This window comes from Niallia sp. CD-39 (assembly GCF_059874745.1).
Map to the genome: position 1 here is coordinate 787,117 of NZ_JCBCPS010000001.1, position 14,905 is coordinate 802,021.

At 37.6% G+C, this 14,905-nt stretch carries 14 protein-coding genes and 1 riboswitch; of the genes, 2 read left to right on the top strand and 12 right to left on the bottom strand.

Features of this window, described 5'->3' with window-relative positions; genetic code table 11:
- Window positions 1-79: 79 nt before the first annotated feature.
- Window positions 80-328 carry a ferredoxin gene (locus AC6F34_RS03995; RefSeq protein WP_500769177.1) on the top strand — a complete coding sequence of 83 codons (249 nt, stop codon included), beginning with the start codon at window positions 80-82 and terminating at the stop codon, window positions 326-328.
- A 53-nt stretch (window positions 329-381) separates the two neighbouring features.
- Here AC6F34_RS03995 and AC6F34_RS04000 read toward each other — a convergent pair whose 3' ends face one another.
- Window positions 382-966, bottom strand: coding sequence for an ECF transporter S component (locus AC6F34_RS04000; protein WP_500769179.1), 585 nt, complete (start codon window positions 964-966; stop codon window positions 382-384).
- A 157-nt stretch (window positions 967-1,123) separates the two neighbouring features.
- Window positions 1,124-1,301, bottom strand: a riboswitch (FMN riboswitch).
- Between the two features lie 219 nt (window positions 1,302-1,520).
- Here AC6F34_RS04000 and serA point away from each other — a divergent pair.
- Complete coding sequence (serA, locus tag AC6F34_RS04005; protein ID WP_500769181.1) at window positions 1,521-3,095, top strand: phosphoglycerate dehydrogenase; 1,575 nt, start codon at window positions 1,521-1,523, stop codon at window positions 3,093-3,095.
- A gap of 47 nt (window positions 3,096-3,142) precedes the next feature.
- On the opposite strand, the gene AC6F34_RS04010 is transcribed toward serA, so the two are convergent.
- The 11 genes from AC6F34_RS04010 to AC6F34_RS04060 all read right to left on the bottom strand — a co-directional run bounded on the left by AC6F34_RS04010 (window position 3,143) and on the right by AC6F34_RS04060 (window position 14,902).
- Complete coding sequence (locus tag AC6F34_RS04010) at window positions 3,143-3,955, bottom strand: histidinol-phosphatase (RefSeq protein WP_500769183.1); 813 nt, start codon at window positions 3,953-3,955, stop codon at window positions 3,143-3,145.
- Between the two features lie 61 nt (window positions 3,956-4,016).
- Window positions 4,017-4,961, bottom strand: a complete 945-nt coding sequence (locus AC6F34_RS04015) for a peptidoglycan DD-metalloendopeptidase family protein (RefSeq protein WP_500769185.1) — start codon at window positions 4,959-4,961, stop codon at window positions 4,017-4,019.
- Window positions 4,962-5,192: 231 nt separating this feature from the next.
- Window positions 5,193-6,431, bottom strand: coding sequence for an RsiX family anti-sigma factor (locus AC6F34_RS04020; protein WP_500769187.1), 1,239 nt, complete (start codon window positions 6,429-6,431; stop codon window positions 5,193-5,195).
- The gene (gene sigX / locus AC6F34_RS04025; protein ID WP_500769189.1) at window positions 6,409-6,957 is read right to left on the bottom strand and encodes an RNA polymerase sigma factor SigX; all 549 of its coding nucleotides are present in this window, start codon (window positions 6,955-6,957) and stop codon (window positions 6,409-6,411) included. Before sigX ends, AC6F34_RS04020 begins: the two co-directional genes overlap by 23 nt.
- 217 nt (window positions 6,958-7,174) lie before the next feature.
- On the bottom strand, window positions 7,175-8,956 hold the full coding sequence (locus AC6F34_RS04030) for an ATP-binding protein (RefSeq protein ID WP_500769191.1): 1,782 nt from the start codon (window positions 8,954-8,956) through the stop codon (window positions 7,175-7,177).
- A complete protein-coding gene (locus tag AC6F34_RS04035; protein WP_500769193.1) occupies window positions 8,953-9,669 on the bottom strand; it encodes a response regulator transcription factor in 717 nt (238 codons plus the stop codon). The genes AC6F34_RS04030 and AC6F34_RS04035 overlap by 4 nt, the downstream gene beginning before the upstream one ends.
- Window positions 9,670-9,755: 86 nt before the next feature.
- Window positions 9,756-10,955, bottom strand: a complete 1,200-nt coding sequence (gene ccsB, locus AC6F34_RS04040) for a c-type cytochrome biogenesis protein CcsB (protein ID WP_500769195.1) — start codon at window positions 10,953-10,955, stop codon at window positions 9,756-9,758.
- A gap of 11 nt (window positions 10,956-10,966) precedes the next feature.
- On the bottom strand, window positions 10,967-12,592 hold the full coding sequence (resB, locus tag AC6F34_RS04045; protein ID WP_500769197.1) for a cytochrome c biogenesis protein ResB: 1,626 nt from the start codon (window positions 12,590-12,592) through the stop codon (window positions 10,967-10,969).
- 19 nt (window positions 12,593-12,611) lie between these two features.
- Window positions 12,612-13,139 (bottom strand): thiol-disulfide oxidoreductase ResA, encoded by a 528-nt coding sequence (gene resA / locus AC6F34_RS04050; RefSeq protein ID WP_500769199.1) that lies wholly within the window; start codon window positions 13,137-13,139, stop codon window positions 12,612-12,614.
- A 220-nt stretch (window positions 13,140-13,359) separates the two neighbouring features.
- Window positions 13,360-14,085 (bottom strand): 23S rRNA pseudouridine(2605) synthase RluB, encoded by a 726-nt coding sequence (gene rluB / locus AC6F34_RS04055; protein ID WP_500769201.1) that lies wholly within the window; start codon window positions 14,083-14,085, stop codon window positions 13,360-13,362.
- Between the two features lie 283 nt (window positions 14,086-14,368).
- A complete protein-coding gene (locus AC6F34_RS04060) occupies window positions 14,369-14,902 on the bottom strand; it encodes a spore maturation protein (protein ID WP_500769203.1) in 534 nt (177 codons plus the stop codon).
- Between the last annotated feature and the right edge of the window lie 3 nt (window positions 14,903-14,905).

A 14,905-nucleotide genomic window follows, 5' to 3' on the forward strand; every position in this document is an offset into this window, starting at 1 on the left:
CAATAAGAATGAGGGACAAGATTTTACATCATTGTGAAATAGAAAAATACAATTTTTTATCTTTTTGGGAGGTTTTTATATGGCAAAGTATACGATTGTTGACAAGGATACTTGTATCGCTTGTGGAGCTTGCGGTGCTGCTGCACCAGACATTTATGATTATGATGATGAAGGCATTGCTTTCGTTACATTAGATGATAATCAGGGGATCGTTGAAATTCCAGATGTACTACTCGATGATATGATGGATGCATTTGAAGGTTGCCCAACAGACTCAATTAAGGTTGCAGATGAGTCTTTTGATGGTGACGCTCTAAAATTTGAATAGAACATAATTTAAAACCCTTCTTCAAAATGAAGAAGGGTTTTTTATATTTATGCTTAAGCAAATTTTTTATTTGTACTGTGTTTATCGATCCATTTTTTCATTTTTGTATAGATCATCAAAAACACAAAAGTAATAATTATTCCTTTTACGATGTTAAAAGGCAAGATAGCAGTTACGATTTGCGCTCTCATTTCTGTTCCTGTCATAATTGGCGCATTTAAGAAAAATGAATAAGCTGGCAGAAAGATAAAGTAATTAAGTACACTCATAATGACTGCCATTACAACTGTTCCTGAAATCAATGCAAGCGGCATTGCCTTCTTAGATTTCAACTTTTGATAGACGAAGTATGTTGGCAGTACAAACGAAACACCCGCCATAAAGTTTGAAATATGCCCAACAGGTACACCTGTTGCACTAGATGTTGTAAAGTAATCCAACATATTCTTAAATAATTCAACCAAAATACCTGCGACTGGTCCAAATAGTAATGCAGCAATTAATGCCGGAACATCACTAAAATCAATCGTTAGAAACGGTGGAAATGGTGGAATTGGAAACTTCAGCAGCATAAGTACATACGCAATACTACTTAGCATCCCAATCGATACAAAAATTTTGACATTCATTTTCTTCAATTTTTCCTCTCTCCTTTTTAGGCTATCTCTCCTATAGAAGAAAGGTTCAGCAAAACAAGCAAGTCATAAATAAACCCTCAAGTGAACCACTTGAGGGAGAATAAATGAGGCATGCTCAATAAACGTTTAAAAGATGCATTTTTAAACGTTGCAGAACCTCCATCTTCTCCCATCCAGACTGTACTGTCGGCTTTGGAATTACACCAAATCCTGCCCAATCAATCGTTCAACAGCTCCATTTCTGGTTGCCATTCAACTCTCAGGCTCGCGGGCTTAAAATTAATAATCAATTTATCACCGCCGGTCGGGAATTTCACCCTGCCCCGAAGATAGACCATATTTAATTTACAGTATTTATTATACTGGAAAACAATCAAATTGCCAAGGCTTCTTACTTTTCACCAACTTCATAAACTACGGCGTTCACGAAAATGTCGATTTTAATCAATTAAAGCGTTTGCATGGTAAATACAAACAATATGGTTCATTGACAGATAATTATTCGTCTTGTAAAATAATCAGAAAATTACTGTTTTTGAAAGTGGGGCATATAAATGTATCAGGTTTTAGTAGCAGACGCCATCAGTGAAATCGGTTTGCAGCCTTTAATCGGCAGAGTGAATATTGAATTAATTCAAAAGAAAACAACAGATGAATCCGTTGCTTTAGATAAAATCGATGCTTTACTTGTCAGAAGCGCAACAAAGGTAACTGAAGACTTGCTAGAGCAAATGCCGAACTTAAAGATTATTGCACGGGCAGGAGTTGGTGTCGATAATATCGATGTGAGCGAAGCAACAAAACGTGGGATTATTGTCGTGAATGCTCCAGATGGAAATACAATCTCTACAGCTGAGCATACTTTTGCAATGATGGCTGCATTGATGCGAAACATTCCACAAGCTTATGCAAGTATTAAAAACAACGAATGGAAAAGAAGCTCATTCCAAGGAACAGAATTAAATGGTAAAACACTAGGAATCGCTGGCATGGGGCGAATTGGTACTGAAATTTCTAAAAGGGCACGAGCATTTCAAATGAATGTTGTCGTTTACGATCCCTTCTTAACAAAAGAGCATGCAAAAAAGTTAGGAGTAGAGGTTGTTAGTCTAGAAGAGCTATTAGCAACGGCTGATATCATTACTGTACACACACCTTTAACACCTGAAACAAAAGGGCTCCTGAATCGTGAAACATTAAAATTAACAAAAAAAGGTGTGTACTTACTGAATTGCGCCCGTGGTGGCATTATCGATGAGGAAGCACTTGAAGAATTTATCGCTAGTGGTCACGTAGCTGGGGCTGCACTAGATGTATTTGTTACTGAACCACCAGGAGAACATCCATTATTTAAATATGAAAATGTAATTTTCACACCACATCTCGGTGCATCTACTAAAGAAGCTCAATTAAACGTTGCAACTCAAGTAGCAAAAGAAGTTAAGCTGTTTTTTGACGGATTCCCTGTCACCAATTCAATCAACCTTCCAGCGATGTCAAAAGACATCTATGATAAAATCCAACCGTTCCATCAGCTTTCTAAACAGATTGGATCAATCATTTCTCAAAACATGAAGGAAGGGATTCATGAGCTTTCCATCACATATTCAGGTACGGTTTCTGAATTAGAAACTTCATACTTAACAAAAGCTTTTTTGTCAGGCTTCTTTAAAAACAGAATAGATGTATACGTCAATGAAGTAAACGCAATTTTAACTGCAAAAGAAAGAGGAATCACTGTCGGTGAAAAAATATCAACTGATAGCTTCGGATATGCAAACTGTATTTCAGTTGTTGCCAAAGCAGAGAACCATGAGTTTACAATACGTGGAACTTTCATTGACCACTATGGACCTAGAGTCGTACTATTGAATGGCTTTAATATTGATTTCTTACCTGAAGGCAATCTCCTCTATATCCAACATATGGATCGTCCTGGGGTTATTGGACGTGTAGGTAAAATCCTTGGAGATTTAGGCATAAACATTGCAACGATGCAAGTTGGAAGAAAACAAGCTGGTGGAGAAGCAATAATGATCCTCACATTTGATAAATCGCTCACGGACGAAGCACTAAACGTCCTTTCAAAACTCGAAGACATTGTTTCTTTAAATCCTATACAATTATAATGATTTGGAGCCTCTAAAAAATAGGAGGCTCCTATTTAATTACGAACTTATCCAAGAGGATATTCCTTTCTTTCTCCTTTCGAAAATGTCATGACGTTCTTATAACCAACCTCTTTTGCCAGAGAGAGTGACTTGTCAAAGTCCGCTCCAACATGCTCAGGAAAATGAGCATCAGAAGACAGGACAATGGGGATCTTCTTATCAGAACACATTTGTAAAAGCCTCTTATCAGGATAAAGCTCTCCAATCGGTTTCCTCAATCCAGCTGAACTAATTTCGACACATGTTTTTGAATTCATTAATGCATCGGTTGCTCGATCATATTGCTCTAATAAAAATGATTCGTCGTCAGGAATATATTTAAAAATTTTCACTAAATCTATATGACCAATAATGTCAAATAAATTTGATTGCGCAAGCGTCACGACTTGATCGAAATAGGCGCGATAAACTTCATATAAATCACGGCGCTCCCACTCTGCTTTATATTCTGCTAAATCAATGCCAAAGTCTCCAATCCAATGAATGGAGCCAATAACATAATCAAAGTCATAAGAACGGATAAAGCGTTCCATCTCTTTATGCTTTCCAGGGGTATAATCCATTTCAATCGACATTTTCACAGCGATATTTTGATTCCAAGCTTCATGAAACAACTGAACATAATCATCCATATCATAATACCTGCGATCATTCACCCATTTGTTCTGTAGAATGTCCTTCGTTTGTTCAAAATGATAGGCGTGTTCAGAGATACCTAAGTGTTCAATATTCTTCCTCTTGGCCTCATCGGTGAATTTTTTTAAGTAATCTAGCGTTAATGTACCTGTTTCTAAATGGTTATGATAATCTGTCAGCACGTCCATCCCTCCTAAGTTGTTCCTCATTATACTCTTGTATTAGAAGGGCTGGCAACACAATTCATTCATTTTTATGAATAATCAAACGGTCATATGGCATAATTAAATCACTTTGTAATTGATTAAGCTCTTTAATTGAATCTACTGTCAGGTTATGGGCTTTTGCAATCTGCCCTAATGTATCTCCACTTTGAACAAAGTAATACGTATGGCTTTGATCAACTATAATCTTTAATTCTTGATTCGGAAAGATGCGATCACTTTGCAGCTTATTATCGATCATCACTTTATCAATTGTCGTTTCAAATTGCTGGGCAATTTGTGTCAACGTCTCACCATGTTCAACCCTATGAATCACAATCTCTTCTATTTCACTTTTATCTTCTGCTTCGTACTCCAGTTCCATCTCTCCTGGATGATTGAATTCTTTCACTTTCGATGCCACCCGAACGATTGTATGGTCTTCTCTACTAGTATCTAAAGCAAACACATACGAACCAACTGTCACAGTTCCTAATGCATACAATGGATCGAATGCATTTAGCTTATCAAACGTCCACTCTGTTTCATGTACTTCAAAATGCAAGTGTACCCCCGAAGAATCCCCTGTGCTGCCCATAGCACCAATTTGTTCACCCTGTGCTACCACTTCCCCTTCTGCTACAAAACGTTTACTGAGATGGGCGTACACGGTTTCAGTTCCATTATCATGTGTAATGAAGACCGTATGTCCATATGAGGAAGAATAATATGATTTGGAAATGACTCCTGAATCAACTGAATAGACAGGAGAATGAAGTGCTCCTGCGATATCGATCCCTTTATGTTTTCCCCCTCTTGTCCCATATGTATCAGTAATCTCGCCTTCGGCTGGCCATATCCAATGTTTAGTTGCCTCGTGAAAATCTACAGAAGCAGCATCGGTTGATTTGCCGCCTAAGAACAATAAGCTAACAAACACAGCCATGATTCCTGCAATGCAAAATCTTTTTATATAATCTTTCAATATCCTTTCCTCCTAAAAACGGCCAATAATTAGTTACATGCATTTCTTAAACAACGATTTCATAACATGTAATCGTAATCAAAATCGTGACCATTTATTTCATTGCCCTTTTCTCATCCCTATGACAGCATGTACATCTTTAGAACATAAAAAAACACATAGATTATTATTTCAGGTCTATTCAATTAATATGCAAAAAACCGATGAGCTATTTGCTCATCGGCTTGAATGTTATTGTATTAAAGCACGCCTATTTGCCGCAATTGGAACTGGTAATTCATTTTCCAAATTAAATGATCCTATTTGCGAAAACGACTTGCTTTCAATTTTAACAGTTTCATAATCAAAGTCCTTAGCTGTCATTAAGATCGCTTCTAAAGTATATTGTGCCTCCTCATAATCAGCTAATAACTGATCATTTGAAAGCCTTACAATGAGGCGTCCTTCTGCTTCCTCAGTATCTACTTCTAATTCTTCAGGTATTGAAGGAAGCAACTCATGTGTTGGAACTTCTTTTTTCATTGCCGTAAATGCCTCTTTAATAGAATTTAATTTATCAAAAACATACGGAACGAGAAATGGCTTCTCTTCTTTTCCATTTGGATAGAAGAAGTAATACGCACGATTGCGATCAATAAGGTCTTCTCCTGCCATCACAGTTTTTGGTTGATCATTATATCCATCATAAATACCTTCTTCACCATCTGTGAACAGTTTGACTGAGCTAACCCCTAGAGATTGAGCCATCCCTTTAACAGCGCTATAGAAACTTGTCACTGCTGCTGCTGCAATCGTATATTGGTGACCTGCCGGAACATCAACGCTGATTTCATTCGTATCAACATCATAATTTAATGTCCAGTCTTTAGGATATGCCTCTCTTAAGCCCCATTGCTCTTCTGGCAGGCTTGCGATGTTTTCCATGTAGTGATCAAATGCAGATTTCCCTGCTTGTTGCTCGACAACAATGCTGACAGGAACAATGTTTTGGGCGTTCGTATCCGTTAAGGAATAGGTGAAAATTTGCCCATTACCTACATCATCTGGGTAAATTGCAAGACGCTCTTTATTTTGAAATACAACAGCTTTTTGTTGCTCAACTTTTTTATCTGTATTAATAGCAGCTTCTTCTCTCGTTCTTTCAGGTTCTGACTCGTCAATCGCAGAATCATTCGCCTCTTGGTTCATTGAGGCAATATCACTTTCTCCAGACAGATCATCCGAGGTACTAGAGTCAAAACTCAAGAAGTTGTATGATTCATTGCTAGTTAAACCAGGGAATAACACCCATACAAGCAATAATGCAGCTGCCACTGCTGCTGCAGGAAACATCCATCTATTTTTTCGTTGCTTTTGCATCCTAAGCTGGACTTGCTGATAAACCTCTTGTTTGTCACGGTGATCCTTAACTTTCGGGAGGCTTTTTAAATATTGCTCTAGCTGCTCATCACTCCACTTTTCCTTGTCCACTCTGTATGACCTCCTTCTCTGCTAATTCTTCCATATATTTCTTTAATACCTTCAAAGCTCGGTGTTGTGTTGTTTTCACTTTGCTCTCTGTCCAATTCAGCACTTGTGCTGTTTCAGCAATCGATTGCTCTTGAATATAGCGCATAATAATAACCGCACGTTGATCCACAGTACAATATTCTAGGGCTTGATAAATTCTCTGGATTTCTTCCCTTTGCATTGCTACTTCCTCAGGCACTGGGTTTACATCCTTTACTTGATTCGTAGACCAATCGAACGTTTCCAGCATCCTTTGCTTCCAACCTTTTTGCTTTCGATATGAATCAATAGCAACATTCCTTGCGATTGAGAATAACCATGTTTTTTCACTGCTTTTCCCTTCAAACTTTTGATAGGATTTCAGTACTCGTATATATACCTCTTGAACCAAGTCTTCTGCTAGTTCTTTATTGCGTACCATATAAAATAAAAATTGATATACGTCATGATGATAATTGTTATATAGTTCATCAAAAACGGAGTCCATTCATTTCCCTCCCCGTTCAATTCATTAGTCGAAATATCCGTTTAAAAAGTTACACCTTAACTATAGTATTAAACGAAAAAAAAAGGAAGGAGTTATATAGAATAACCTTCCTTTTTTCGATATGTAGTATTTATCTTGCACTGAATGATTTTGTATGTTCCTTGTGAATCAAGATTACTCGGCAAAATATGATCGATTCTCCCAATATTCGCGTCTGCTATTGCACCTCGTATGGGATAAAGATTGTAAATGTAGTTCCATAATTTTTTTTGCTTTGAACTTGAATATGACCTTTATGTGCGACTACAATATTTTTTGCAATAGCTAAGCCGAGTCCAGTACCTGAACGACCACGGGTTCTCGCTTTGTCTGCTTTATAAAAACGTTCAAAGATAAATGGTAAATCCTCCTCAGGAATTCCTGATCCGGAATCAACGACTTCAATAAATAGCCCACGATCATCGGTTTGTTCTCTAACTGTCACTTTTCCCTTTTCAGGTGTGTGGCGAAGAGCGTTATCAATTAAATTTGTAAGCACTTGTTCCATTCGATCTGGATCAATAAAGAACGTATAGCCACTTCCTTGCAATTCTGCAGTCATCTCAATGTCTTTTTCCTTTGCAATGCCCTGAAACTTACGAATCACTCGTTCAATAAATGGAGCGATTTCCACATGCTCTTTAGTGACTTGAATATGGCCAGCTTCCATCCTCGCAATATCTAATAACTCATTGACGAGACGACCCATTCGCAATGATTCATCATAGATGACTTTTGCCATCTCTTTTTTCTCTTCTTCAGTCGAAGCAATATCATCAACTATCGCTTCACTGTATCCTTGCAGAAGAGAAATTGGAGTTCTTAATTCATGCGAAACATTTGCAATGAAATCTTTTCTTAGCTTATCAAGCTGTCTTTCTTCTGTCATATCACGGATTACTGCAACTGCTCCGCGTACATATTTTTCAGTATAAAGCGGGCTAATAATCATTACCCATGTACGTCCCTGAATAGAAATTTCCCCAATTTGTTCTTTCTCTGTGCTCACAGCAAGTTGAAACAGTTCCATAACCTTTGAGGGCACAGCTTCCGAATTTTTCTTATCTTTGTCTTTTTCATAAAACCAGCTATGCAAAAAGTGTTCAGCTGGTGGGTTTGTTATTAAAATGGTTCCATCACGATTAAACGTGATTACCCCATCTGCCATACTGCTTAAAATATTTGAAACCTGCTCTTTTTCTTGATTAAGTGCATTTAAATTGTAATTTAACTGACGGCTCATTTGATTAAAAGAATTCGCCAGCTCACCAATTTCATCATTGGATAAAAACGGAACCTTTGTATCAAACTTGCCTTTTGCCACTTCTAATACAGCTTCTCTCATAGTGCGCAGTGGTGCTGTAATCCTTGTTGATAAAAAGAAAGCAAAAATGGTTGTAAGTACGATGGCAACTCCTGCAGCAAGTAAGATGAATTTTGTCGTCGAACTCGTTGTCTCTTCCATTACTTCTAATGACTGATAGACAAACATTGCTCCATCCGCATGTTCTTCTGCTGGAAGCGGTACTCCAACTATTAACATCCGCTCTAGTTCATCTCTAATTGATTCCTCAAATTCATAGGTGGAAACCTTCTTTACTTCACGGTCATTAATAAATACATCATTTAATTCTGGGTCTTCACGAAAATAAGAAATTGGCAGCTGTTCCCCTTGGTCATGGTTTGGAGAATAGTAGTATTCCTCTTCACTATAAATAACGACTACCTTTGTTACCTCATCGGTTAACTCCCAAGAGATGTCTAACCCAATCTCAGTATCATGTTCATCAAGAATCTTTGAGATTTTATTGGCAGTTGTATATAACCCTTTTTCAGTTTCATTTATATGATAGTTCTCAAAAAACTCTAAAAGCATCACAGTTAAAATGAACAATACAAAGGAAACTAAAACAATGTATGTGATCCAAAGTTTACCTACAACACTTCTAAATAGCATCATTCATTTATTACTTCGAACTTGTAGCCTACTCCCCACACTGTAACGATCATCTTTGCTGCTTGCTCGGAGACTTTATTCATTTTTTCACGAAGGCGTTTAACGTGTGTATCTACTGTTCGTAAATCACCAAAGAACTCGTAGTGCCAAACCTCTTTTAAAAGCTGTTCACGATCAAACACCTTATCTGGTGATTTGGCTAAGAAATAAAGCAACTCGTATTCTTTTGGAGTTAAGTTAACTTCTTTGCCGTCCGCTAATACTCGATGTGCATCATTGTCGATTGTTAAATGTGGAAACACAATGACGTCCTTCGTCGTTGTATCTGCTTGAATATAGTTTGTCTTTGAAGAACGACGTAATAACGCCTTTACTCGCAGCACCACTTCACGTGGACTAAAAGGTTTGACAATGTAATCATCTGTCCCTACTTCAAAACCTTGAACACGGTTAACTTCCTCACCCTTAGCTGTTAGCATAATAATTGGTGTTGCTTTTTTCTCGCGAATTTCACGACAGGCTTCAATTCCATCCTTCTCAGGCATCATTAAATCAAGTAAAATCACATCATATTCATTGTTCAGTGCTTTTTCAACTGCTTCGTTTCCATTTTCCGCTTCTTCAATCGTATACTCTTCTCTTTCTAAGTACATTTTTAATAGCCTTCTAATACGATCTTCATCGTCTACAATTAAAATCTTCACATCGTTTTCCATGTTTTCGCACCCTCTCATTAATAAAATATCCCATATTAGTTGAGAAGCCTTCACCTAAGTGAAGGCTTCTGTAATAAACAATTTACTTACAAGCCTGCAGCATAAGAATGCAAGCCTGCAATTACAAGGTTTACGACGATTAAATTGAACATGATGATTATAAAACCAACTACTCCTAACCATGCTGACTTTTCACCTTGCCAGCCTTTCGATAGGCGTAGGTGTAAGTATGCAGCATAGAAAAGGAAAGTGATAAGCGCCCAAACTTCTTTTGGATCCCAACCCCAAAAACGTGACCAGGCAATTTGAGCCCATATCATCGCAAAGATTAACGCTCCTAATGTAAACACAGGGAATCCAATTAATACGGAACGATAGCCAATTTCATCCACTAATTCAAGATTTACTTTTTTCGTTAATGGCTGAAGGCTATGTGAGATTCTTTTTCTTAAAATAAGCCTAAACAATAGATAAAGAATCGCCCCTGAGAACAGAGACCAAATAACTGTATTTAACTTCTTTGCATCGATAATGGCAGGTGCCTCAATCCAAGGAGTCATCGCCGCGTCTGTAAGTGCCTCTCCCTCAAAAGGCCCAATCAGTGGTGGTAATTCATAATTTGAAGTTGTAGCTACTCCATTATGATCGACCCAGTTAAAGTCTGCTTTGTATCCCATTCCTGAAAAAGTAGATGTAATGATGATAAACCCTAACGTACAGACTACACCAAACATTACAGCTTCTAACCAAAAAGCTTGCTTGCTTTTTTTCGTGTGGTCGATTGCTTTAATTAAGTAGATTAAACCAGCAACAAAGCTAATTGCTAAAATCGCTTGTCCTACTGCAGCTGTAATAACATGGATCATCAACCAATGACTTTGCAACGATGGGACAAGCGGTGAAATATCACGCGGGAACATCGCTGCATACCCAATTAATAGCATAGCAATCGGTACTGAGAAAAGTCCAAGTACTGGTGTTTTATACATAAAGTACAGGATTATAAACGCACCGACTAACGCCATACCAAAGAATGTTGTAAATTCGAATAAATTACTAACCGGTGCATGTCCAGCAGCAATCCAACGAGTAATAAAATAACCTAGTTGCGATAGGAATCCAGCAATCGTTATGGCAACAGCAATCTTCGCCCACTTATTCGGAGTTCCTTTTTCATGATCCTTTTCTCTTCCCTTTTTATCCTTAATGGACCCTGCAAAAAATACGGTCGCAAAAAGGTATAGGATAAAGGCAATGTAAAGTAATTGTTGACTGATACTAGCCACTGTCGTTCCTCCTAGTCCTTCTTCTCAATTTCGCTTTGATCAATTGCTTCATTGAGACCACTATCTTTAGTAATTTCATTGATTTCACGTTTCAAAGTAACGATGTTTTTATTCGAATGACCGGAAACCCAAATTTCGTCATCAACCTTCCGAATCCATATACGGCGATGATTCCAGTATGAACCTTGTGCAACACCGATCATAAAGATAATTCCCCCAACAATCAACACTCCGAGCGTTAAATCTTTACGAACTGTTAGTGCTGTTACATTTTTTGTATCAATGCCCGTAAACGCTAAACGATAATCATTGTCTCCGTATGGCTCAATTGTTTGTTGAATTGCAACGAAGCTAACTTCTCCCTCTGGATGCTCTGGAGAAAACATGCGAAATGCAAAAGCTGGGTTATTTGGAATTCTAGAAACGGTTACAGGCTGAGAATTTGAATCAAATTCGAAGTCTGGGAAGTATGTAATAATTTGAACTTTATAGCCGTTTCCTAAGTCATACGTATTCTCTGGTTCATTTAAATCAACCGTTATTCTACCAATTTCATCATCGGTCAACTTATTCTTCATTGCAAAGCTCATATGACTAAACTCATTCATTTTATAACTTGTTTGATACAGTTTAAATGATTCAAATTCTAATGGATGGTTTACACGTATTTCATCATCCATCACTTTCTCTAGCTCAGGTTCTTCACCTGGTATCGTTTCACCTACACGCTTATATAGCGTAGCATCTGTTTGGAAATTCTTCGCAACCATTCCCGCATTTTCCAAAGCATTTGAAAACTCTTCACGACTGTTATCTTGGTCATACACTTCGAGTGTGAAACGGTGATTTTCTAAGAAGTACTCCCCTTCTGTTCCAGGAATTACTTTTGTTTCGCCTTCTCTCAGCCATAACACCTCATCAATATACATTCCAGGTACAAAGCGAAGCATACATCCAATTAAAAAAAGTATAAGGCCAGTATGATTAACGTAAGGACCCCAACGAGAGAAGCGTCCCTTTTCAGCAAATATTGCACCATTTTCTTCACGGAGTTTATATTTTTTTGCTTTCATCTTTTCTTTAATTCCAGCAAAACTCTCATCGATGTCTTTTGCATCTGTCTTACTAAAAATACGTTGACGCTTCATGAAGCCTTCATGACGGACGACACGTTGATTTTTCAACGAACGATACAAAGGTATGCCACGGTCAAGGCTTGCAATAATAATCGAGATTCCCATTGCCGCTACTAATAATAAGAACCACCAAGAGCTATAAAGATTATGAAAGCCTAAATCATAATATAGCTTTCCTAACCAGCCGTATTGGTCGTGATAATACTGTGATGCTGCAACTGTCGGTGGTATGTACATTTCTTGTGGGAAAATCGTCCCTAACGCCGCAGCAACCAACGTAATAACGATGATCCAAACGCCAACCTTTACGGAAGAAAAGAAGTTCCATATCTTATCGATGAACGATTTGTTATATGTTTGTGAGCGTCGTGCGCTCCCTTCATACCGCATGTCAACAAGTTTTTGTTCATTCTCTTTTTCGATTAATACCTTGCCGCAAGATTCACAGAGTACGGTACCGTGTGGATTTTTATGTCCGCATTCGCAAATTACTTCTTTCATAATAAAAACTCCCCATTGCTTATGGCTTAATCATTTCCATATAATCTCTAATCATATCCTCAGTTAATTCTCCAGTATGACTTTTTAATACGATTCCATCAGGGTCAATTACGATTGTATCTGGCAAGTATGTGACACGATAAGCTCCTTGAACCTGATTACCCGTTTTGTCATTTAAAATTGGAAAATCAAGATCCATTCTGCCAGTAAAATTTCGAACGGCTAGATCCGATTCACCGACATTAATCGCCAATATTTGAATCCCTTGATCCTTATATTCATTGTACATATTGTTCATATAGGGCATTTCTTTTTCACAAGGCTTACACCAGGTTGCCCAAAAGTTGACTAAAACACCTTGTCCACGGTAATCAGATAGTCGATGTGTCTCCCCATTAAGATCCGTCAATACAAAATCAGGAGCCTCTTTCCCAATTGTGACTTTTTCCTCTTTATCTTGCATAAAATTTGCATATAACGTATATCCAACAGCAAGCGCTAAGAGAAGGAGTATGACTGTACGAGTAATTAGTCTCTTTTTCTTCACCTTAAGTCCCTCCATCGAGTTTTTCACCGAATGAGTAATCGATTACAATTTTGAATAATTGAATTAATTCTTATGTAATTATCATTATTCTTCATTCTAATATGGTACTAATTATATCATTTTTTAGCATATAGACATTGTTAACTATGTGAAGTAACTGTGACACTTCTATGAATTTTCTTCCTATTTAGAGTATGGCGCATGAAGCGCCAGATCAATGTTACTTTTTCTTCATAGCCAATGTTCTTAATTGCTTTACCTCATGTGCTGTTAATTCTCTTCCATCCCCTGAACTCAAGCCATTAAGCTGCAAAAACGCATAACGCTCACGCTTTAGTTTCAATACAGTATGTCCGATTGCATCAAACATACGACGAACTTGACGATTGCGTCCTTCATGAATGATCAGCTCGATAATTGCCGTCTGCTTCTTTTTATCAATAGAAATTAATTTTATTTTTGCTGGAGCAGTCTTTCCGTCTTCTAACATGACCCCTCTTTGGAGTTTCTGAATATTTTCCCTTGAAGGAATTCCTTTAACCTTAGCAACATATACTTTTTCAATTTCATTTCGTGGATGCATCATAAGGTTTGCAAATTCACCATCATTTGTTAACAAAATAACGCCTGAAGTGTCATAGTCCAATCGACCAATTGGATAAATACGTTGTTTCACTTCTTCAAAGAAGTCTGTTACAACTTTTCTTCCTTTATCATCTGCGGAAGCTGAAATCACTCCACGTGGTTTATACAGCATGAAATAAACCGGTTCTTCCCTTTCTAAAGGAATGCCGTCCACTTCTATTTTATCAGATGAAGAAACCTTCGTCCCAAGTTCAGTGACTGTTTTCCCATTCACTTTCACATGCCCTTTTTCGATAAGCTCTTCTGCTTTACGTCTCGATGCAATCCCTGCATGTGCAATTACCTTTTGTAATCTTTCCATCATGTCACCTCAATTAATGCATTTCTTTCTTAAAATATCTTTCCTAATGCATTATGCCATAGATTGACTTGTTTTCAAAGGAGACAATTGAAAATGACGCATGGATAGAGGAGAAAAACAGCTACAAATCAAAAAAGATTGAGGAAACCTCCTCAACCCTATTTGCTAAAACCCTCATGTACACACTAGCAATAAATTGTGTAGTATCAAATAGTTATTATAAAAGAATAGGTGAAAGTTCTTCACCTAAACAATTAATGTGAAATAAAAGCCATTTGATAGATCATGCACCAAATATAAGAGTAACGACCATGATTGCTAAGATGATTCCAACTAGGTCGGCTAATAGACCAACTTTTAAGGCATCACCCATTTTCTTGATTCCAACCGCTCCAAAATAAACGGTTAGGACATAAAATGTTGTGTCTGTACTTCCTTGAAGAACAGATGCTAACCTTCCGATAAAAGAGTCTGGGCCATGTGAAGCAATTAAATCTGTCGTCATACCTAAAGCTGCTGTTCCAGATATCGGTCGGATTATACTTAATGGTACAATCTCAGCTGGAATACCGATTGCCTCAAGCGCAGGCCGAATCAAACCCATGATAAAATCCAATGCACCAGATGCACGAAAAATGGAAATTGCAACAAGCATCCCTACTAGAAACGGAATAATTGAGATTGCAATCTTTATTCCGTCTTTCCCACCTTCTACGAAGCTTTCATAGGTAGGTACCCTCTTGAAGGTTCCATATAAAAGAATAAACCCAATTAAGAGTGGGATGAACCAAAGTGAAATAAGCGATATAAATTCCAATAG

Bases quoted from the DNA above. Each gene is read 5' to 3' on its own strand.
- rluB (WP_500769201.1), bottom strand. From the start codon at position 14,085: ATGGAAAGATTACAAAAGGTAATTGCACATGCAGGGATTGCATCGAGA.
- sigX (WP_500769189.1), bottom strand. From the start codon at position 6,957: ATGGACTCCGTTTTTGATGAACTATATAACAATTATCATCATGACGTA.
- AC6F34_RS04030 (WP_500769191.1), bottom strand. From the start codon at position 8,956: ATGATGCTATTTAGAAGTGTTGTAGGTAAACTTTGGATCACATACATT.
- serA (WP_500769181.1), top strand. From the start codon at position 1,521: ATGTATCAGGTTTTAGTAGCAGACGCCATCAGTGAAATCGGTTTGCAG.
- resB (WP_500769197.1), bottom strand. From the start codon at position 12,592: ATGAAAGAAGTAATTTGCGAATGCGGACATAAAAATCCACACGGTACC.
- AC6F34_RS04035 (WP_500769193.1), bottom strand. From the start codon at position 9,669: ATGGAAAACGATGTGAAGATTTTAATTGTAGACGATGAAGATCGTATT.
- AC6F34_RS03995 (WP_500769177.1), top strand. From the start codon at position 80: ATGGCAAAGTATACGATTGTTGACAAGGATACTTGTATCGCTTGTGGA.